The sequence below is a fragment of the Amycolatopsis sp. NPDC051102 genome (assembly GCF_040682815.1).
Classification (GTDB): domain Bacteria; phylum Actinomycetota; class Actinomycetes; order Mycobacteriales; family Pseudonocardiaceae; genus Amycolatopsis.
The window spans coordinates 245306-265084 of the sequence record NZ_JBFBBT010000002.1; the positions used below are offsets into that span (position 1 = coordinate 245306).

The following is a 19779-nucleotide window of genomic DNA, read 5'->3' on the forward strand; positions in this document are numbered from 1 at the left end:
TCCACCCGGACCAGCCGGAGCCTCCCTGCGGTCCGGCCTCCCGACGCAAAGCTTCCAGGAGAACCCTCATGCGCAAGATCAGCAAGCGGTCCGCGGTCGTCCTCGGCGCCGCCGGTGTGGTCGTCCTCGCCGGTGTCGCCTACGCGGCCTGGTCCAGCGGCGGCACCGGCACCGGTTCGGTCACCTCGACCACTTCGGTCGACTCCGCGATCACGCCCGGGAGCTCGGGCAGCGCGCTCTACCCGGGCGGCGGCACCGACTTCACCGTGACGATCGACAACCCCAACAACTACCCCGTCGTGGTCACCGCGATCACCGCAGGCTCCTCGAACGCGGTCAGCGGCTGCGCCGCCGGCACGGTCACCAGCGCGGTGCCCTCGAGCACCGCGGGCACGATCGCGGCCAAGGGCACGAACACCTACACCCTGCACGCGACGATGAGCAGCACGGCCACGGACGCCTGCAAGGGCCAGACCTTCGCACTGCCGCTCACCGCCACCCTCGCGTCCGCCTGATCCGCACCGGACGGCGCCCCGATGTCCAAGTGGCGGATCGCGGTTCCGGCCGGCGCGCTCGCGGCCGTCGTGGTGACGTGGTTCGCGGTCGGCCCCGCGCCGATCGCGAACACCGCGAACGGCAGCGGCATCAAGCCGTTCGGCATCGCCGACGTGCCCGGCCGGGCCACCGCGTTGTTCCCCGGTGCGACCGGGACGCGGTGGATCCGGCTGGCCAACGCCGAGAACTTCCCGATCCTCGTCCAGACCCTGACGGCCGACGTCGGCAAGCCCGTCGACGGCCGCGGCCGGCTGGTCCCGGCCTGCCCGGCTTCGTCGGTGCGGGTCGACGCACTGCCCAAACCGGTGACGGTCGCCGGCAACGGCACCGCCGACGTCGCCCTCACCAGCCACATGCTGCCCGGCGCGCCCGACGCGTGCCGGTCGGTCACCTTTCCCCTGACGTACACAGGAACGGCGGTCAAGCCATGAAGAACCCGACCCTGCGCCGCGTGCTCGTGGTCACCACGGTGGTCGGCGCGACGCTGGGCGGCGGGATCGCCGTCGCGGCGTGGACGAGCTCCGGTTCCGGCACCGCCGGCGCGAAGGCCGGGACGGCATCCGCTCCGGCGACCGGGGCAGTGGACACCTCGGCGATCACCACGGGGCTGCTCTACCCCGGGGTCGACGGCAATGCGCTGATCAAGATCACCAACCCCAATCCCTATTCCGTCAAGGTCACCGATATCGCCGCCAACGGAACCGCCACCGTGTCCGGCAACAGTGGCACCTGCGCGGGCAACACGGTGACCTGGAACGCGAAGCAGCCGGGCACCGTCTTGGCCGCGGGTGCGACCGCAACGATCACGGTGACGGGCGCGGTCACGATGGCGACGACCGCCCCCGACGGGTGCCAGGGGGCGTCGTATTCGCTCCCGGTGACCGTGACGGTGGTGAGCCAGTGAGCGCGCCCCGGGTGGTCTTCGCGGCCGCGATGGTCGCGGCCGCGTGGACCACGGTGATCTCCGGGCTGGTCGCGTTTGGCGCGGCGAAGGCGGAAGCGGCCTGGCAGAAATCCGGTCCCGGCAACGGGTATGCGCTGGCCGGGACGCTGCCTGCCACCGGCCAGCCGGTCCTGGACAGCACGAAATGCAACAACGGCAACGGCGGCCCCACGGCCACGCTCCACTGGACCTACCCGGCCACCTTGCCGCAGGGCTTCGAGGTGCTCACCTCGCTCACCGCCGGAAATCCCACGAACAGCACAACCACCACGAGCACTTCGGTCACCGTCCCCATTCTCAGCACCAGCAAGACCACGTACGTGAGCGTGCGCGCGGCCACCGGTGCGTGGCGGGGGCGCCGATCCGCGGAGGTGCAGGCCTGCTGACTCCGGAACACCCCTGAAAGCCCTGCAACGCAAAGGAAAGCACCATGCTGGAACGACTGCGTACCGCCCGCGCCAACCAGGACGGCTTCACTCTCATCGAACTGCTCATCGTCGTCGTGATCCTCGGTGTGCTCGCCGGGGTCGTCGTGTTCGCCGTGTCGGCGTTCAACGGTGACGGCAAGGCCGCCGCGTGCAACGCGGACTGGAAGAGCGTCGAGACCGCCAACGAGGCCTTCTACGCGAAGACCGGCGGTTACGCCGCCAGCCCGGCCGCGCTGAAGACCGCCGGTTACCTGAAGGACGAGCCGTCGACCACCAACGGCTACACGATCGCCATCACCGCCGGTGTCGTCACGGCTTCCGGCGCCTGCACCCACTGATCACCCTCCGCGGGGTGGGGCCGACCCACCCCGCGGACCCACCTCGCCCCGGAGGGAACCCATGCCCACCCAGATCGGCAGCCGCGTCGACGGCCTGCTCGAGGCGTTGTGGCAGGCGCGTGGCACCGACCTGCTGCTCACCGCCGGACTGCCGCCCCAGCTGCGCGTGCACGGCGACCTCTCCGCGGTCCCCGGCCACCCCGTCCTCACCGGTGAGGACACCCGCGCCCTGCTCGCCGAGCTCCTCACCGACGACCAGGCGCACGCCTGGCGCACCGCCCGCGAGTTCGACTTCTCCTTCGGCTGGCGCGACGAAGCCCGCGTCCGCGGCAACGCCTTCACCCAGCGCGGCGAAACAGTCGTCGCGCTGCGGATGATCCCGCGCCGGATCCCGGGCATGGCCGACCTCGGCCTGCCGCCGGTCCTGGCCGACTTCGCCCGCCGCCACCAGGGCCTGGTGCTCGTCACCGGGCCGACCGGGTCCGGGAAGTCGACCACGCTCGCCGCCGTCATCGACCGGATCAACAGCGAACGCGCCTGCCACATCCTCACCGTCGAAGACCCGATCGAGTACGTCCACGAACACCGGCGGTCCGCGGTCAACCAGCGCGAGGTCGGTACCGACACCGAGTCCTTCCCCGCCGCCCTGCGCAGCGCGTTGCGGGAGGACCCCGACGTCCTGCTGGTCGGCGAAATGCGCGACCTCGAGTCGATCCGCTTCGCCCTCACCATCGCCGAGACCGGGCACCTCGTCTTCGCCACCCTGCACACGAACGACACCGCGCAGTCCCTGGCGCGGATGATCGACGTCTTCCCTGCGGGGCAGCAGGAACAGGTCCGGGTGCAGCTCGCCGCGGCGCTCACCGGGATCGTCTACCAGCGGCTGCTCCCCCGCATCGGCGGCGGGCTCGTCGCCGCGTTCGAGGTCCTGGTCGCGAACACCGCCGTGCGGAACCTCATCAAGGAGGGCAAGCCGCACCAGCTGCGCAACGCGCTGGTCACCGGACGCCGCGAAGGCATGGTGACGCTCGAGCAGTCGCTGTCCGCGCTCGTCGCGGCCGGGCTGGTCTCCCCCGCCGACGCGGCCGCCCGCAGCCTCCACCCGCAGGACATCGACCCGCGTCCCCGGCCGCGGAGCGTGCCGGCATGAGACTCCGCACCCAGCCCCGCACCGTCGACCTCCGCACGGTGACGCCGGACCGCGCCGCCGCCGACCTGCTCGGCGAGGCGAAGGCCCGCGAGCTCTGCGCGATCCCGCTGGCCGTCCGCGAGGACGCCGTGCTGGTCGCGGTCGCCGACGCGGCCACCGCCCCCGCGCTGCAGGCGGCGCTCGGCCGCCCGGTGACCGTCGCCGTCGCCGCCCGCGCGGACATCCTGGCCACCATCGGCCGCACCTACCGCGCGCTCACCGGCGTCGACCAGCAGGTCAAGGCGTTCGAAGCCCGGGACGCCGTGCGCCGCGACGCAGCCCGCGCCGAAGCGCCGTCCGCCGCGACCGACGACGCGCCGGTCGTGCACGTCGTCGCCCTGCTGATCAAGCAGGCGCTGCGGGACCGGGCCTCCGACATCCACGTCGAGCCGCAGGCCGAGCGGATCCGCGTCCGCTACCGCATCGACGGCGTGCTCCACGACGTCCTCGACCTGCCCGGCTCGATGGGGCCCGCGGTGACCAGCCGGATCAAGATCCTCGCCGGGATGAACATCGTCGAGCGCCGCCGCCCGCAGGACGGCCAGATCAGCATGGAGGTCGAGGACCGGCCGGTGGACATCCGGGTGGCGAGCACGCCGGTCGTCGGCGGCGAAAAGGTCGTGCTGCGGCTGCTCGACAAGAGCCGCCCGCTGTTCCGGCTGCCGCAGCTCGGCATGCCCGAGGAGATGGCGACGCGCTATTCGGCGGTGCTGCAGTCGCCCTACGGCATGGTGATCTGCGCCGGGCCCACCGGCAGCGGCAAGACCACGACGCTCTACGGCTCGCTGGGCGAGCTCGACAGCAGCGAACGCAACATCATGACCATCGAGGACCCGGTCGAGTACACCATGTCCTCGATCAACCAGATCCAGATCAACGAGCAGACCGGCGTCACCTTCGCCGACGGCCTGAAGTCGATCCTGCGGCAGGACCCGGACGTCATCCTCGTCGGCGAAGTCCGCGACGTCGACACCGCGCGCATCGCCGTGCAGTCCGCGCTCACCGGGCACTTCGTGCTCTCGTCGCTGCACGCCACCGACGCCGCGTCGGCCCTGCACCGGCTGCTGGACATGGGGATCGAGAACTTCCTCGTCGCGTCCTCGGTCACCGCGGTGCTCGCCCAGCGGCTCGTGCGGCGGATCTGCGTGCGCTGCAGCGAGTACTACCAGCCCACCGCCGAGGAGATGTCCTTTTTGGACGCCCTGGGCGCGGACGGCCCGGCGGGCGGGTTCGTCCGCGGGGCCGGCTGCAACTTCTGCGCCCAGACCGGATTCCTGGACCGCACCGGCGTCTACGAGCTGATGCCGGTCAGCGACGGGATCCGCACGCTGGTGCTGGACAGCGCCCCGCACCGCGAGGTGCACGAACTGGCCCGCAAGGAAGGCATGCGGACGCTGCAGGACGAGGCCCTGCGGCTCGTCGCCGAGGGCGTCACCACCCCGGCCGAGGTGCTGCGGTCGATCTACCTCACCGGAGGGGCCCGATGAACCGGTACGCCTACGTCGCCACCGGCCCGGACGGCCTGCGCACCCACGGGGTGCAGAAGGCCGCCGACGCCGACGCCGCCGTCCTCGCGCTGTACGAACGCGAACTGCGCGACATCGAGCTGACCGAGAAGAAAAGCGTGCTGAGCCGGGAGCTGACCGCGCCGCGGGTCAAGCGCGAGGTCGTCATGCACCTCTCGCGCCAGCTCGGCGCGTTCGTCCGGGCCGGGCTGCCGCTGATCGACGCGGTCCGCATCCTCGGCGCCGAGGCCGCGAACTCCTCGCTGGCCCGGATGCTGCGGGACGTCGAGCAGGGCCTGCGCGGCGGCGACCGGCTGTCGGACTGCATCGACCGGCACCCGAAGATCTTCCCCGAGTTCTACCGCGAGATCCTGCGCTCGGCCGAGCTGACCGGCCGGCTCGACAAGGTCCTCGACCAGCTGGCCGGCTACCTCGAGCGCGACCTCGAAGCCCGGCGCAAGATCAAGGCGGCGCTGATCTACCCGGCGATGATCGCGCTGATGTCGGTCGTCACCGTCGTCGTGCTCGCGACCTTCGTGCTGCCGCGCTTCAAAGCCTTCTTCGCCAGCCTGAACGCGAAGCTGCCGCTGCCGACGCGGATGCTGCTGGCCATCACCGACTTCCTCGGCCAGTGGTGGTGGGCGCTGCTGGCCGGGCTCGTCGTCGTGATCGCGTCGTACGCCCTCGCCGTGCGCACGCCCGGCGGCCGGTACGCCCGCGACAGCGCGCTGCTCGCCGTGCCGGCGATCGGCCCGGCCGTGCGGCACGCGCTGGTCGAGCGGTTCTGCCGGATCCTGTCGTCGATGGTGAGCGCCGGGGTGCCGCTGCCGGAGGCGCTGCGGGTCGCGACGGACTCGCTGCGCAACCGTGTGTTCATGCGGGCGCTCACCCGCGTCGGGCAGGCGGTGCTGGCCGGCGAGGGCCTGGCCCGGCCGCTCACCGGCTCCGGGCTGTTCCCGGTGACCGCCGCGCAGATGATCCGCGTCGGCGAGGACACCGGCACCCTGGACACCCAGCTCGAGGTCACGGCCCAGTACTACGAAGGCGAGCTGGACTACCGGCTCAAGAAGCTCACCGCGCTGTTCGAGCCGGCCGTCATCGTGGTGATGGGCCTGGTCGTCGGGTTCGTGGCGATCGCGCTCGTCTCGGCGATGTACGGCATCTTCGGCCAGGTGCACGTCTGATGCCCGCCGGCGACCGGGGCGAGAGCCTCCTCGAGCTGCTGGTCGCGGTGGCGATCCTGGGCGTCGCCGTGCTCGCGATCGTCGGCGGGATCGGCGTCAGCGTCCTGATGTCCGACGTCCACCGCAAGCAGGCGACGGCCGGCGCCGGGGTGCGCGACTTCGGCGAGGCCGTCGAGAACCAGGTGATGGCGGGCGGGTACTTCGCGTGCGCGGCGCCCGCGAAGTACGCCGCCCCGGCCGGCTTCACCGTGCCGGCGGGCTTCACCAGCTCGGTGGCGTCGGTGAAGTACTGGACCGGCTCGGCGTGGTCGGCGACCTGCGGCACCGACAGCGGGCTGCAGCAGGTCACCCTCCAGGTCGCCAGCGGCGACGGGCGGGCGAGCGAACGCCTGGAAGTCGTGGTGCGCAAGCGCTGCGGGCTCGGGGAGGCGGCGTGCTGAGCCGCCGGTCCGACGCCGGGTTCACCCTCATCGAGCTGCTGGTCGTCGTGGTCATCCTGGGGGTGATCGCCGCCCCGATCGCCAACGCGGTGATCGTGTCGATCCGGAACACCGACACGACGTCCGCGCGGCTGGCCGTCTCCCACGACGCCCAGCAGAGCTCGGCGTTCTTCGCCCAGGACGTCGCCGCGACCGGGCTGCGCGACTACTCGGGCCTGGTGGCCAGCGGCGCCGTCCCGTTCTCGCCGTCGGTCCAGCTGAACGCGGCCTACAACGCGGGCGGCCAGGTCTGCGGCACGGCCGCGACGCCGGTTGCGCTCGTCCGGCTGCTGTCCGACGACTGGGACACCAGTCCGCCGTCCGCGACCCGGCGCACCGCGATCGTCGCCTACTACCTGGCCGGGACCGAGCTGCACCGCCTGCGCTGCGTGGGCTCCGCGGCGCCGGTGTCCGACTCGGTCGTCGCGCACAACGTCAAGGCTGGCACGCCCGACGTCACGTGCTCCAGCGCCTGCACCGCGGCCGCCGTGCCGCTGTGGGTCAAGCTGACCTTCACCGCCGTCGCGCCGAGCGCCGACCCCTACCCCATCACCCTGTTCGGGCAACGGAGGCAGACATGAACCGCCGGTGGAAGGGCGACGACAGCGGGGCCGCGCTGCCGCTGGTGCTCGTGCTGGTCACGGTGATCGCGGTGGTGCTGGGGGCGCTGCTGTCCTTCGCCGACACCAGCATCCGCACCACGGTCAACCTGCGCGACCAGGCCGCGTCCGCCTACACCGCCGACGGTGCGCTGCAGGCCGGGATCAACGCGATCCGCAACAGCACGTTCACCGGCGCCGCCGGGGAGCACTGCTTCGGCGCGTCCGACACGCTGAGCCTGCCGGACTTCGGCAGCGGCGGTTCGGCCGCCGTGTCGTGCACCGCGGACCCGGCGAAGGTGTCGATCCAGTGCCCGTCCCTGAGCGTGTGCAACCGGCCGGGCAGCGCGATCCTCACCCTCGGCACCGGCGGCGAGGACGGGCTCAACATCCAGCAGCCGACCGGTTCGTCGTTCAAGGTGCACGGGATCGTGTATTCGAACTCGAACATCAACGTGGTCAACGGATCCCTCGACACCAACACCGCGGTGTACGCGCGCGGCGGCTGCGCGGGCACGATCCACAGCAGCCCCGCGGCGGCGTGCGGCTACGGCGGGTCGAGCCTCGGCGCCGACCCCGGATACGCCTCCGTTCTCACGTCGGTGCCGCCGTACCGGACGCTGCCGGCGTGCACCAAGGCCGGTTCGCTGATCACCTTCCAGCCCGGGTACTACGACGACGCGGCCGGGCTGTCGGCGATGATGTCGAGCAGCAGCAAGTGCAAGGACAGCACGTGGTGGTTCACGCCCGGCGCGTACTACTTCGACTTCCGCAACAGCGCCGCGGTCCGGCCGCCGTCGCTGCCCGGCGGCGACGACGTGTGGACGGTCGACAACGGCTACCTGGTGGCGGGCACGCCGGTGGACGACAGCGGCCGGGTCATCGCCAAGCCGCCGGTCCCGGCGAAGATCCCCGCCGCCTGCGACAACCCGATCGACGACGCCAAGGCGGCCGGCGTCCAGTTCGTCTTCGGCGGCGACAGCCGGCTGGCGGTGAAGGCGGGCCAGGCGGAGATCTGCGGGACCTACAGCGCGGACAAGCCACCGGTCGCCCTGTACGGCCTGGTCTCGGGTGCCGAGACGCCGGCGACCACGACGCTCGTCCCCGGTTCCGCGACCGGCGACTTCACCGGCGCGACCGCCGGCAGCCTGTCCAAAGTGGACAATGCGGGGGCGACCTGGGCCGCGCCCGGCAAGAGCGGGGGCAGCGCCACCCTGACCGCCACCGCCTTCGCCCCCGCCGTGGCGCCGCCCGCCGGGACGATCCTGACCTCGGCGAAGATCCGGGTGACCCACAGCAACGACCACGGCGCGAGCAAGGACTCGCGCACGGCCCAGTTCACCCCCATGGGGAGCTCGCCGATCCCGCTCACCCTGTCGACCCCGAAGGACAGCTCCGCCGCCACCGACGTCACCGATGTGACCAGTCAGCTGGCCCAAACGGTGTACGACGGCACCTTCACCGGCGGCCAGCTGGGTTACGCCGTGAACGTCAACCACGAAGGCACCGAACTGGTGGACGCGGTCCAGCTGGAACTCGCCTACACCCCGCCCGCCCTGCGCGCGGAGAGCGGGTGCACGCAGCTGCCGTACACGAGCTCCTCGGCGTGCGCGCTCGTGACGGCCGTCAACAACTCCGGCAACCGGTTCTACGTGCAGGGAACGACGTACGCGCCGAAGGCCGTCCTGGACGTCACGCTCAACAACGCGACCGAACCGATCTTCCGCTTCGGCGTCGTCGCGCGGTCGTTGTGGGTGAAGGAGACCGGCAGCGTGTCGTTCACCGGTGCGGTGATCGAGGTCCCGGACGACTCGCCGGGGTTCGTCTTCGGCGTCTACCTGTCGGCCTACGTCTGTCCCGGCGCGGGGACGTGCTTGCCGGACGGGACGCCGGTGGCCCGGGCGCGGGTGGCCTACGTCGACGGCGATCCCACGAACCCGGTGGCGGGCTCGCGGCAGGTGTCCGTGCTCAGCTGGTCGGGGAACCGGTGACCGCTCAGGCGAGGCCGGTCAGCCGCTGGTAGGCGTCGCCGAGCGGGCCGGCCGCGAAGAGCGCCACCAGGGCCGCGGCGATCATGAACGGCCCGAACGGCAACGCCGTCTTGCGGTCGCCCTTGCCGGCGGCGAGGACCACGACGCCGGCGATCGCGCCGAGCAGGAACCCGCCGAACGCCCCGATCAGCAGCGCCGCCCAGGACACGTACCCGAGCACGCCGCCGAGGATGCCCGCGAGCCGGACGTCGCCGAAGCCCATGCCGGCCGGGTACGCCAGCGCGAGGGCGAGGTAGAAGGCGAACAGCGCGGCGCCGCCGATCCCGGCGCGGGCCAGTGACCACCAGTCGCCGTGGTACCAGGCGGACGCGGTCAGCAGGACGGCGAGGACCGGGTAGGACGGCAGCACGATCGCGTTCGGCAGCCGGCGGCAGTCGAGGTCGATCAGGGCCAGGGCGATCCCGATCGCGCCGAAGTACAGGAAGGCGGGCAGGTCCGGCGGGCCGAACCGCAGGGCGAGCAGCGCGAACAGCACCGCGGTGCCCAGCTCGACCAGCGGGTACCGGACGCTGATCCGGCTGCCGCAGCCGGCGCACCGGCCCCGCAGCACGAGCCAGCCGAAGACGGGCACGTTGTGCCGCGCCCGGATCTCCTGCCCGCAGTCCGGGCACCGCGACGGCGGGCTGACCACGGATTCGCCCCGCGGCACCCGGTGGATCACGACGTTCAGGAAGGAGCCGACGAGCAGCCCGAGCACGGCCGCCGTCACGACCAGCACCGCCATCGGGCTCCTCCGGACTCGCCTCGGCAACGCCGCAGATCATGCCCGACGCGGCACCCGCCCGCGAGCCGACCGTTCAGGTGCGCGAGCCGACCGCCGGGGTACGCGGGTTAGGGGTCCCGGGGCCGGGCGGGCGCGCCTACAGTCTGGAGGATGACCGCCGCCGGAGGGCCGATCGTCACCGGGGTGGACGGGTCGGCCGAGTCGCTCGACGCCGTCCGCTGGGCGGCGCGGACCGCGCGGCTGCGGGACGCGCCGCTCGAAATCGTGCACGCCCTCGACGTCCCGGCCCTGATCGCCGGCGGGGTCGTCCCACCGCCGGAGGAGATGGTCGACGCCCTGCGCGCCCGGGGGCGGCGCGCGCTGCGGACCGCGCAGGAACTCGCCGCCGCGCAGGGGGTGCCCGGCGCCACCGCCCGGCTCGATCCCGACCGCGCCGCGCAGGCGCTGATCGGGGCGTCGCGCGCGGCCGCGCTGCTCGTCGTCGGGTCGGCCGGGCACGGCAGGCTCACCAGCCTGCTCGCCGGTTCGGTCGCCGCCGCCGTCGGCACGCACGCGCGGTGCGACACCGTCGTCGTCCGCGGGGACAGCTGGGACGAACCCGCCGCGGCCGACCGGCCGGTCGTCACCGGCATCGACGGCAGCGAAGCCGGCGCCCGGGTGCTGGCCGCCGCCGTCGCCGAAGCCCGGGCGCGCCGGGCGCCGCTGGTCGTCCTGCACGCCTGGGCGGACAGCCCGCCGCCGCACCGGGACCCGCGGTGCGTCACCGAGGCCGGGCACCGCCTGCTCGGCGAGCGGGTGCTGGCCCACGACACCGGCGACGTCGCGGTCGAGCAGGTCGTGGTGCACGCCCACCCGCGCCGCGAACTCGTCGAGCGCAGCGCCGCCGCCCAGCTCGTCGTCCTCGGCGACCGCGGCCGCGGCGGCTTCCCCGGCCTGCTGCTCGGCTCCACGGGCCAGGCCCTCCTGCACCACGCCGCCTGCCCGGTCCTGCTGGTGCGCACCACCGCGTGAAGAGAAGCGGGACGGAAGCGGGACCCGGCAGGATCACGCGCGGAACGAGGGAGAAGAAGATGAAGACTGCGGTGAAGGCCGTTCTCGCGGCCCTGCTGGCCGGGACGACGGTACTGGTGATCCCGGCACAGGCGGCCACGATCGTCCAGCGGACGGCCGTCTGCCACGCGGGCGATTACAGCGGCACGTTCACGCTCCGGTACGACACCTCCGGTGGCTACCACCGCATCATGAACGGGTACACCACGTCGGGGCCCTACATCGGCGACGTCGTGGGCAAGGTGTCCCTGCGGATTTCCTACCGCACCGGATCGACGTCGCAGACGGTGTACTCGCACTCCTCGTCGACGACCGGGAGCACCACCTTCACGATGCCGTCGACCGCGACCGTGCCGGTCACGTCCACGGGCACGGCGTCGGCGACGTTCGACAACGGCACCGACTCGTGCGTCGCGACGGTGCTGATCAGCTGACCGGGTCCAGCGCCGCGCGGAGGATGGCCTGCGCCGAACCGGCCAGCACCGCGGCCGCCTGATCGCGGCCGAGGCCGCCGATGTCGGTGAGCCACACCAGGGACTCGATGCCCGTCGCGGACCGGATCGCCACGGCCAGGCCGTGCCGGTCGACGGCCGGGTGCGTGTCCGCGAGCGGGGCGAGGGCCTCCTCGATCCAGCGGATGGCCCGGCCGCGGCGCAGCACCGGCTGCGGCGCGCCGGGTTCCAGGGACAGCCGCAGCTGCGCGCGCAGCTGCGGCTCCCAGCGCAGCGTGAACTCGGTGAACGCGCGCATCACCAGTGCCAGGCGGGCCGCGGGGTCGGCCGGCGCGTCCGCGGGCAGCAGGCCCGCGTCGTCCTGGATCTCCGGGTACGCGGCGAGCAGCAGCGCGCGCTGGTTCGGGAAGTACCGGTAGGCGGTGGTGCGGGAGATCCCGGCCGACTCCGCCGCGTCCTCGACCGTCGGCGAGCGGCCTTCGGCGAGCAGCTCGTGGGCCGCGGCGACCAGCGCGGCGCGGGTCCGCCCCTTCTGCCGGCTCCGGCCCGTGGACTCATACGGCACTGCCATGCCATCATGGTACTCCAGTCCCACGAAGGAGGCGGCCATGACCGGTGACCCGGCCGACACGAACCCCGAGCTGTACCGGGTGGTCTTCGAAAACGAGCGGGTCCGGGTCCTGGAGTACCGGGACGGCCCCGGCGACCGGACCGCGCCGCACCGGCACCCGGACACGGTGATGCTCACGCTCAGCGCGTTCCGCCGCCGGATTTCGGCCGGCGGCCGCGAAGTGCAGGTCGACCTGCCCGCCGGCGCGGTGCGCTGGGTCGCCGCCCAGGAGCACTCGGGCGAGAACATCGGCGAGACCCCGACGCACTCCTTCTTCGTCGAGCTGAAGGAGCCCCGTCCCGGCGGGGCCGTGGCGGGCACCGCCCTGGGTCCCGGCGGACCGTGACCCAGGGCGGTTCTCACCCCGCCGTCAGCAGCTCGAGTGCTGGATCGTCTTGAAGATGTCGACAGCGCTGAAGAGCGACGCGTCGAAAGTGAAGGGCTTACTCCACGGGTAGCGCGGCGGCGGGTTGCCGTCGTCCATCCGCGGGCTGTCGAACATGCCCGCCGAGAACAGCTGCGTCCCGGCCGTGGTCTTGAAGTCGAAGCTGGAGTGCCAGACGTCGCCGGAGTGCGTCTGGAAGGTCAGCGTGGTCGCGCTCCAGTCGCCCGTGCCGTCCGAGCGGATCACGATGGTGCCGTTGTCCTGCTCGCAGTCTCCGACGTGCAGCTGGCCCCACGTCGCGCTCTTCACCTCCAGCACCGCCGCGGAGTGCGCCGGCGCGGCCTGCGCCGGCGTACCCGGCAGCAGCGCCGTCCCCACCGCCGCGGCGGCGAGAACCGGTGCGAGACCCCGAATCGTGCGTTTCATGGACGTCCTCCCGAAGAACCCGTGGCTGCGGACCCCTCCGGTCCGCGGCGCCGAGCCTCGCAGCGCCGGTCGACAATCCGTCGACAGTTCGTCGACGGAGAATTACCCACCTGTCGGACGTATCCCCGGCGGCGCCGGCCGCTCTTGTACGCCGAAGCGCGCGGTGCCCCCGCGTGCGGAGGGGCGGGCATGGGCGGGGTGGACCTGGCGGTGCTGGGACCGTTCGAGGTGCGGGTCGGCGGCGAGCCGCGGGACGTCGGCGGGCCGCGCCTGCGGGCCCTGCTGGCGGTGCTGGCGGCGGAGGCGGGCCGCGTCGTCAGCGTCCCCGCGCTGGGCCGGGCGCTGTGGGGCGAGGGGGCGCCCGCGCACGCCGACCGGACCCTGCGGACCTACCTTTCGCGGCTGCGCGGCACCGTGGACGCCGACGTGCTGCTGACCCGGTCGCCCGGCTACGTGCTGCGCCTGGGGCCGCAGGACCTCGACGCCACGCGGTTCGAGCAGCTCGCCGCCGACGGACGGCGGGCGCTGGCCGCCGGGGAGCCCGCCGCCGCGCGGAAGCACTTGGCCGCCGCGCTGGCCCTGTGGCGCGGCGGCGCCTACGAGGAGTTCGCCGGCGTCGAAACCCTGGTGGCGGAAGGGATGCGGCTCGACCGGCTGCGGCACAACGCCGTCCAGGACCGGATCGACGCCGACCTCGCGACCGGCGAGGACACCGGGCTGATCGCCGAGCTGGAGGCGCTGACCGCCGAGTTCCCCGGGCACGAACGGCTGTGGGCGCAGCTGATGACGGCGCTGTACCGGGCCGGGCGGCAGGGTGACGCGCTCGAGGCGTTCCGGCGGGCCCGGCACGGCCTGATCACCGCGTCCGGGGTGGAGCCGTCGCCGGTGCTGGCGCAGGTGCACCGCCGGGTGCTGGCCCACGACCCGGCGCTGCTCGCGGTCCGCGCCGAGGCCGTGGTGACCGCTCCGGACGACGCACTCGCCGCCGGCGAGCACGCGCTGCTCGAAGACGGCGACCTCCGGACCGGCCGGGAGCACTTCGAAACGGCCTACGTCCGGGCCGAGCGGGCCGGGGACGCCGACACGCTCGCCCGGGCGGCCCTCGGCCTGGGCGGGGTGTGGGTGCACGAGCATCGGACGTGCGCGGCGTCGGCGGCCCTGCTGACGCGGGTGCGGTACGCGCTCGAGCGGGTGGATCCCGGGTCCTCGCTCGGGCACCGGCTCCAGGCACGGCTGGCGGCCGAACTGGACTACGAAGCCGGCACGCACGAACGGATCCTGGCGGTCGCCGACCGGACGCGCGCGGCGGGCGACCCGGTCGCCCACGCCGAAGCGCTGAGCCTGGCCCACCACTGCCTGTTGGGCCCCGACCACATCCGGCTGCGGCACGCGCTCGCGACGGAGCTCGTCGCGGTGAGCGGCCATTCGGGGCGGCGCACCGACCTGGTGATGGGCGTGCTGTGGGCCGCGGTCGACGCGTTCCTCGCCGCGGACCCGCACGCCGAGCGGCGCCTGGGCGAGCTCGACGACCTCCTGGCCGAGCGCAAGCACCTGGCGGCGGGGTTCGTGGCGGACGCGCTCCACGTGATGCGCCACATCCGGGCCGGCCGGTTCCGCGAGGCCGAAGCGGGGGCGCAGGCGTGCGCGGAAGTCGGGCAGGCCGCGGGCGACTTCGACGCACTCGGCTGGTATGGCGCGCAGCTGGTGGCGATCCGCTGGTTCCAGGGCCGCCTCGGGGAGCTGGTGCCGGTGCTGGACGGGCTGATGCACTCGCCGACGCTGAGCCCGATCGACAACTCGTACTACGCGGCGCTCGCCGTGGCGGCGGCCGCGGCCGGTGACCGCCGGACGGCGGCGGGTGCGCTGGCGCGCCTGTGCGGCGAAGACCCGGGCGCGCTGCCGCGGTCGAGCACGTGGCTGATTTCCCTGTGCGGCGCGGCGGAAACGGCCTACCTGCTGGACGACCGCGCGACGGCGGCCCGCATCCACGAGCTGCTGGTGCCGTTCGGCCACCTGCCGGCGATGGCGAGCCTGGGCATCGCCTGCTTCGGCTCGGTCCAGCACCCGCTGGGCACCACGGCGTTGACGGCGGGCGACGCGGACCGCGCGGTGACGCACCTGCGGGCGGCGGTCCGGCACAACCTCGCCCTGGCGCATTGGCCGGCGGTGGTCTTTTCCCGGCGCCGCCACGCGGAGGCGCTGCTTCGCCGGGGCGGCCCGGGCGACGCCGCGGCCGCCGAGCGCGAACTGGCCGCCGCGGACGAGGAAACCCGGACGTTCACCGGACCACCCGTCACTGCGCGATGAGCCGCTCCCGCTGCTCCTCCAGCCGGAACAGCGGGGCGATCGCCGCGTTCTCCAGGGCGCGCCGCACCACGCGGGACGGCTTGAGCACCAGGTCGATTCCCGTTTCCGCACAACGGGTCCGCAGCCTGCCCAGCGACGCCACGCCCGTCACGCCGCAAAAGGCGACACCCAGCAGGTCGACGACCAGGCGCTCCGGGGCGGCCGCCACCGCCCGGTCGAGCTCGGCGTCGAGGCGCGGGCACGTGACCATGTCGATCTCGCCGGTGATCGTGACCCGCAGCGTCCCGGGCCGGGGCTCCGCGGTCGTCGCGGTCAGCAGCAGGGCGGACGGGTCGAGAGCGCTCATCGGCGGACTCCTTCACGACGGGGACGGCTGCAGGTGATCACCACCTACCCCGCACCCGCGCCGCCCAAACACGGCTCAGCCCCGCCAACCCGGTGACGCCACCGGCCGGACCGGGACCCCGCCCCGCGCCGAACCCAGGTCCGTCAACGAGACCCGCTCCAGGCCGTTGCCCGGCCCGCCGTCACTGGTCACCGCCAAGGCCAGGGTGTTGCGGCCGTGCGGGTCGAGGATGCCGCTCGGCAGCGCGAAAGTGTGCTGCGGGCCGACGTCCCCGATGTACTGACCGGCGTTCCAGCCGTTGAGGAAGACCAGGACCCGGTAGCGGCCGCCGGACCGCGGCTTCGCCGGATCGCCGATCGTCAGGCCCACCGACGTGTCCTGGCCGCGCGGGACCCGCAACGAGAACGTCGTGCGGTACCACGTCGTCCCCGGCGAAGCGGCCGGCGCGGGGACGGCCGCCGGCGCCCAGCCGCGGTCGGGGAAGCCCGGCAGGGACCAGCCCGCGCGCTCGCCGGCGAGACCGCCGTTGTTCAGCGGGCCGCGCACCGGATCGGCCGTGCCGCCCTGGAGCTTCCACGCCACGCCGGGCAGCGAGGACGAGATGAGGCCGCGTCCCTCCTTGTGGGCGTCGTTGACGCCGCCGTCCTCGTTGTGGCCGTCGTTGCGCACCATCACCGAAAGCACGTGCGGGCCGTCGCCGCGCAGTCCTTCCGGGACGGTGAACGCCGCCGTGCCGGTCGTCGGCGGCGAGGCCAGCGCGGACGGCAGGACGTGCTCGCCGAGGTACTGCCCGTCCAGCCACGCCTGCAGCATCCCGGCGCCCCCGCCGCCGTAGCGCAGGCTGACCTGCTCCCCCGGCGTCCCGGTGAACCGCCCGCGGTACCAGACGTCCCCGACGCCGAAGCCGTAGTCGTCCGCGGTCAGCACCGGCTGCCCGGCCGGTGGCGGGGTGGTGCTGTTCGTCGTCGTCCGGTCCGCGGCGGCCCACGCCGAGTCGTCGTAGCCCGGATCGGCTTCCGGCGAGCCGGGAGCCGAACGCCAGCCGGTGAGCTCGGGCAGCCGCGGGTCGGCGGGCCCCGGCAGCGGGCGGACCGCGAGCAGGCTGCCCGAGGCGGTCGGCCGCATCGGCACCGGGGTGCCGTTCCACACCACCAGCGGGCTCCGGGCGCCCCACACCTCGAGGTCCCGCGGCGCCTTCGTGTCGCCGGTCAGCGTGGTCCCCAGGCCGTTCTGCGCGGTGCGCACCAGATCCGGGCCGCGCACGAGCAGGCCCGAGTCCAGCCAGAACGTGTCGGCGGTGGCGTCGTCGGCCAGCAGCAGCGTGACGGCCGGGCGGCCGCCACCGCTGATGCGGACGCGCGCCAGCCCGTCGTGCCGGTAGGCCAGGCGCAGGTCGTTGCCGGTCCAGGTCGTCGTGACCGCCCCGGAAAGGACGTCCACGCGCGGCCGGGACGCGTACCGCAGCACCGTCTCGCCGTCCTCGCCCGCCCGGCCGTGCAGCAGCACGGTCCCGGCCGCCTGGGCCATCAGCTCGGACGTCGAGTACACCAGGTGCTGCCCGGCGACGTCGAAGTTGGCCACCAGGTGCTTGGCGTCCTGGCCATTCAGCCGGAGCGGCACGGTGTACGTGCCGTCCGATGTGGACAGCGGGAAGGTGAAGGAGTCGTCGGTCGTCGCGTTCGACGGTGAGTGCACCGGCAGGTAGAAGTGGACGCCGGTGTCCAGGTTGACGTTGTGGTAGACCTTCACCGCGGCCGACGACGGCGTCACCGGCTCGCCCCGGTCCATTTTGGCCAGATCCGGAACGGTGCCGAGGAAGTAGCCCAGCTCCTTCATCGTCTGCGCCTTGGGCCGCAGCTGACGTCCTTCGTCGATCGCCGCGCCGTAGTCATACGACGAGTAGACCACCGGCGCCGGCAGCCAGCCCCACGACGTGCCGCCGAAGGTCATGTAGAAGTTCTGGATCGTCAGGCCGTTCGCCAGGTTGGTGCCGTAGAAGACGCGTTCGTAGCCCGGCCCCTGCCGGACGGCGGTGCACGGGTAGGTGCCGTTGCTGCCCCAGTAGTCGAACCAGCCGCCGCCGAACTCGGCGACGAACCCGGGGGTGTTCGGCGACGCGCTCGCGCCGCCCTTGGCCCCGCCCGGCCCGTAGGTTCCCCAGTCCGGCGCGGAGTTCGGGGTGCCCGGCGTCGCGTCGGTCCGGCAGGCGCCGCCGGGGTAGCCGTCGAAGGCGTACAGGTCGACGTCGCCTTCGACGGTGCCGGGCACGCCGGAACCCGGCGGCACCCAGATCCCGTTGCGGCCCTTGTCGTTGTGGAACACCGGGACCGTGATGCCGTCGGCCCGCACCTTGTCGTGGAGGTGCGCGACGTAGGTGCGCTGCGCGGTCCCGGTCGCGGCCAGCTCGTTCTCGATCTGGTAGAGGATCACCGGGCCGCGGCCGTCGGTGTACTGGTGGCGGGCGATGATCCGGTCGATCAGCGACAGCCACTCGTCGGCCGCGGCGAGGTAGTCCGGCGCGTCACTGCGGGCCCGGCCGGCCTGGGTGCTCAGCCACGGCGGGAACCCGCCGCCGGTGACCTCCGCGTTGATGTACGGCCCGGGCCGCGCGATGACGTACAGGCCCGCTTCCGCGGCGAGGTCCAGGAGCCGGTCCATGTCCCGCACGCCGGTGAAGTCGTACACCCCCGGCGCGGGCGAGTGGTAGTTCCAGTCGAAGTAGATCGACACCGCCGTGTAGCCGGTCGCCTTCATTTTCTGCAGCACGTCCCGCCACAGGTCCGGGCTGGGCAGCCGGAACGGGTGGAACTCCCCCGACCAGACGATCTGCCGGCGCCCGTCCAGCATGAGCGAGTACTTGTCGAACGTGACCCGGTGCTTCACCGGCGGTGCGGCCGAGGCCGGCGCGGCATCGAGCCCGGTCGTGACGATCAGGGCGAGCAGGAACGACAGGAACCGGCGCATGGAGGAACTTCCCGATCGGCGAGGTATAGGGCGTTATACGAAGTTCAGTACACGTACGGCCAGCCGGCACTGTCGTAGCCGATGAGGTTGATGCCGAGCTTGCCCGTCAGCGGCGTCGCGTCCGAGTAGTAGTAGTGGTAGATCAGCACGTCGGCGTCCGAGTCGTGCAGGACGGCCACGTGCCCGGGGCCGTGCACCGCGCCGTGGCTCGCCAGGATCTGCGTGCCGCCGCCGGCGGTCATCCGGACGCCGGCGCGGTCGGTGTACGGGCCGGTGATCGACGTCGAACGGCCGGCCATCACGCGGTAGGTGCTCTTGGTGCCCTGGCAGCACAGGTCCCAGGAGACGAACAGGTAGTAGTAGCCGCCGTGCTGGACGATGTAGGGCGCTTCCTCGGCGGACGTGCTGCCGGTGCGCTGGGCGATGCTGCGCAGCGCGGTGTCACTCGTGCTGCGCTTGCCGGTCGCCGGGTCGAGCCGGATCATCTTGATGCCGGTCCACCACGAGCCGAAGCTGAGCCACCAGCGGCCGGACGAGTCGACGAACAGGTTGGGGTCGATCGCGTTGTAGTCGTTGCTCGTGTTCGTCTGCACGACGATGCCCAGGTTCGTCCAGCTGCCGGGCAGGCCGGTCGTGCTGGTGGCGAGGAAGATCGCCGAGTTGCGGGAGCCGAGCGAGGAAGCGGCGTAGTACAGGTAGTACTTGCCGTTGTGGAACGAGATGTCCGGCGCCCACAGGTACTCCGGCTTGGCGGGGTCGGTGAAGGGCGCGGTCCACGGCGCCCCGTTCGGCCAGACCGAGCCGATCTTCGTGAAGTGGATCCGGTCGGTCGAGCGGCGGATCTGCAGGTACTGGTCGGTGGAGTAGAGCAGGTAGCTGCCGTCCGCCGCGCGGATCATCGACGGGTCGTGCACCGCCTCGATGTCCCCGGTGACGTAGCCGGGGTCCGGGTAAGTCGCGGCCTGCACGGCGGGGACCCCCGCCAGGGCGGTCGCGATGGCGACGAGAGCGAGAAGGCGGCGCAGGCGCATAAAATGTCCCAAAGTCGAGTGTTAACGCTAACAGTGCACAACGGTGAAAATGGTCGGCGTTCGAGGGGGCGCCGTCAAGGGCCGGACGGCGGGTCTCCCCCGCCCGACCCCGGCGACGGTCGTGGGGTGGTTGGGCTGTTATAACACCCCGTACCACACCACAACGCGGCCGTTGAACAGGTGACGCCCCGCGCCCCCCCCCCGGGACAAGTT

21 protein-coding genes are annotated in these 19779 nt (G+C 73.0%); 15 read left to right on the top strand and 6 right to left on the bottom strand.

Annotated features, from left to right (window positions below):
- The first annotated feature begins 68 nt into the window (after positions 1–68).
- From AB0M93_RS07085 to AB0M93_RS07135, 11 genes are all read left to right on the top strand, one after another.
- A complete protein-coding gene (locus AB0M93_RS07085) occupies positions 69–515 on the top strand; it encodes a hypothetical protein (RefSeq protein WP_364269318.1) in 447 nt (148 codons plus the stop codon).
- Between the two features lie 21 nt (positions 516–536).
- Complete coding sequence (locus AB0M93_RS07090) at positions 537–986, top strand: hypothetical protein (protein ID WP_364269320.1); 450 nt, start codon at positions 537–539, stop codon at positions 984–986.
- Complete coding sequence (locus tag AB0M93_RS07095; RefSeq protein ID WP_364269322.1) at positions 983–1459, top strand: hypothetical protein; 477 nt, start codon at positions 983–985, stop codon at positions 1457–1459. Before AB0M93_RS07090 ends, AB0M93_RS07095 begins: the two co-directional genes overlap by 4 nt.
- Positions 1456–1884: a hypothetical protein gene (locus AB0M93_RS07100; protein WP_364269324.1), complete on the top strand. Its 429-nt coding sequence runs from the start codon at positions 1456–1458 to the stop codon at positions 1882–1884. Before AB0M93_RS07095 ends, AB0M93_RS07100 begins: the two co-directional genes overlap by 4 nt.
- Positions 1885–1928: 44 nt before the next feature.
- Positions 1929–2264, top strand: coding sequence for a prepilin-type N-terminal cleavage/methylation domain-containing protein (locus AB0M93_RS07105; protein WP_364269326.1), 336 nt, complete (start codon positions 1929–1931; stop codon positions 2262–2264).
- Between the two features lie 61 nt (positions 2265–2325).
- Entirely contained in the window at positions 2326–3414 is a 1089-nt protein-coding gene (locus AB0M93_RS07110) for a type IV pilus twitching motility protein PilT (protein ID WP_364269328.1), read from the top strand.
- Positions 3411–4940: a GspE/PulE family protein gene (locus AB0M93_RS07115; protein WP_364269330.1), complete on the top strand. Its 1530-nt coding sequence runs from the start codon at positions 3411–3413 to the stop codon at positions 4938–4940. Before AB0M93_RS07110 ends, AB0M93_RS07115 begins: the two co-directional genes overlap by 4 nt.
- On the top strand, positions 4937–6142 hold the full coding sequence (locus tag AB0M93_RS07120) for a type II secretion system F family protein (protein ID WP_364269332.1): 1206 nt from the start codon (positions 4937–4939) through the stop codon (positions 6140–6142). The genes AB0M93_RS07115 and AB0M93_RS07120 overlap by 4 nt, the downstream gene beginning before the upstream one ends.
- Positions 6142–6582 carry a type II secretion system protein gene (locus AB0M93_RS07125; RefSeq protein WP_364269334.1) on the top strand — a complete coding sequence of 147 codons (441 nt, stop codon included), beginning with the start codon at positions 6142–6144 and terminating at the stop codon, positions 6580–6582. The genes AB0M93_RS07120 and AB0M93_RS07125 overlap by 1 nt, the downstream gene beginning before the upstream one ends.
- A complete protein-coding gene (locus tag AB0M93_RS07130; RefSeq protein ID WP_364269336.1) occupies positions 6576–7202 on the top strand; it encodes a prepilin-type N-terminal cleavage/methylation domain-containing protein in 627 nt (208 codons plus the stop codon). Before AB0M93_RS07125 ends, AB0M93_RS07130 begins: the two co-directional genes overlap by 7 nt.
- A complete protein-coding gene (locus AB0M93_RS07135) occupies positions 7199–9211 on the top strand; it encodes a hypothetical protein (protein WP_364269338.1) in 2013 nt (670 codons plus the stop codon). The genes AB0M93_RS07130 and AB0M93_RS07135 overlap by 4 nt, the downstream gene beginning before the upstream one ends.
- A gap of 4 nt (positions 9212–9215) precedes the next feature.
- On the opposite strand, the gene AB0M93_RS07140 is transcribed toward AB0M93_RS07135, so the two are convergent.
- A complete protein-coding gene (locus AB0M93_RS07140; protein ID WP_364269340.1) occupies positions 9216–9995 on the bottom strand; it encodes a prepilin peptidase in 780 nt (259 codons plus the stop codon).
- A gap of 150 nt (positions 9996–10145) precedes the next feature.
- Between AB0M93_RS07140 and AB0M93_RS07145 the strand changes: the two genes are divergently transcribed.
- Together AB0M93_RS07145 and AB0M93_RS07150 are read left to right on the top strand one after the other, a co-directional pair.
- The gene (locus AB0M93_RS07145) at positions 10146–11006 is read left to right on the top strand and encodes a universal stress protein (protein ID WP_364269342.1); all 861 of its coding nucleotides are present in this window, start codon (positions 10146–10148) and stop codon (positions 11004–11006) included.
- 59 nt (positions 11007–11065) lie between these two features.
- The gene (locus AB0M93_RS07150) at positions 11066–11479 is read left to right on the top strand and encodes a hypothetical protein (RefSeq protein ID WP_364269344.1); all 414 of its coding nucleotides are present in this window, start codon (positions 11066–11068) and stop codon (positions 11477–11479) included.
- On the opposite strand, the gene AB0M93_RS07155 is transcribed toward AB0M93_RS07150, so the two are convergent.
- Entirely contained in the window at positions 11472–12068 is a 597-nt protein-coding gene (locus tag AB0M93_RS07155; protein ID WP_364269346.1) for a helix-turn-helix domain-containing protein, read from the bottom strand. The two genes, AB0M93_RS07150 and AB0M93_RS07155, sit on opposite strands and share 8 nt — an antisense overlap.
- Before the next feature lie 37 nt (positions 12069–12105).
- On the opposite strand from AB0M93_RS07155, the gene AB0M93_RS07160 reads away from it, so the two are divergent.
- On the top strand, positions 12106–12453 hold the full coding sequence (locus AB0M93_RS07160; protein ID WP_364269348.1) for a cytoplasmic protein: 348 nt from the start codon (positions 12106–12108) through the stop codon (positions 12451–12453).
- A 24-nt stretch (positions 12454–12477) separates the two neighbouring features.
- On the opposite strand, the gene AB0M93_RS07165 is transcribed toward AB0M93_RS07160, so the two are convergent.
- Positions 12478–12918, bottom strand: coding sequence for a DUF6294 family protein (locus AB0M93_RS07165; protein ID WP_364269350.1), 441 nt, complete (start codon positions 12916–12918; stop codon positions 12478–12480).
- 189 nt (positions 12919–13107) lie between these two features.
- On the opposite strand from AB0M93_RS07165, the gene AB0M93_RS07170 reads away from it, so the two are divergent.
- The gene (locus tag AB0M93_RS07170; RefSeq protein WP_364269352.1) at positions 13108–15225 is read left to right on the top strand and encodes an AfsR/SARP family transcriptional regulator; all 2118 of its coding nucleotides are present in this window, start codon (positions 13108–13110) and stop codon (positions 15223–15225) included.
- Here the strand turns inward: AB0M93_RS07170 and AB0M93_RS07175 are convergent.
- The 3 genes from AB0M93_RS07175 to AB0M93_RS07185 all read right to left on the bottom strand — a co-directional run bounded on the left by AB0M93_RS07175 (position 15212) and on the right by AB0M93_RS07185 (position 19566).
- On the bottom strand, positions 15212–15571 hold the full coding sequence (locus tag AB0M93_RS07175; protein WP_364269354.1) for an STAS domain-containing protein: 360 nt from the start codon (positions 15569–15571) through the stop codon (positions 15212–15214). The genes AB0M93_RS07170 and AB0M93_RS07175 overlap by 14 nt on opposite strands.
- Positions 15572–15646: 75 nt before the next feature.
- Positions 15647–18535 (bottom strand): beta-galactosidase, encoded by a 2889-nt coding sequence (locus AB0M93_RS07180; protein ID WP_364269356.1) that lies wholly within the window; start codon positions 18533–18535, stop codon positions 15647–15649.
- Between the two features lie 44 nt (positions 18536–18579).
- Positions 18580–19566 carry an arabinan endo-1,5-alpha-L-arabinosidase gene (locus AB0M93_RS07185; protein WP_364269358.1) on the bottom strand — a complete coding sequence of 329 codons (987 nt, stop codon included), beginning with the start codon at positions 19564–19566 and terminating at the stop codon, positions 18580–18582.
- Between the last annotated feature and the right edge of the window lie 213 nt (positions 19567–19779).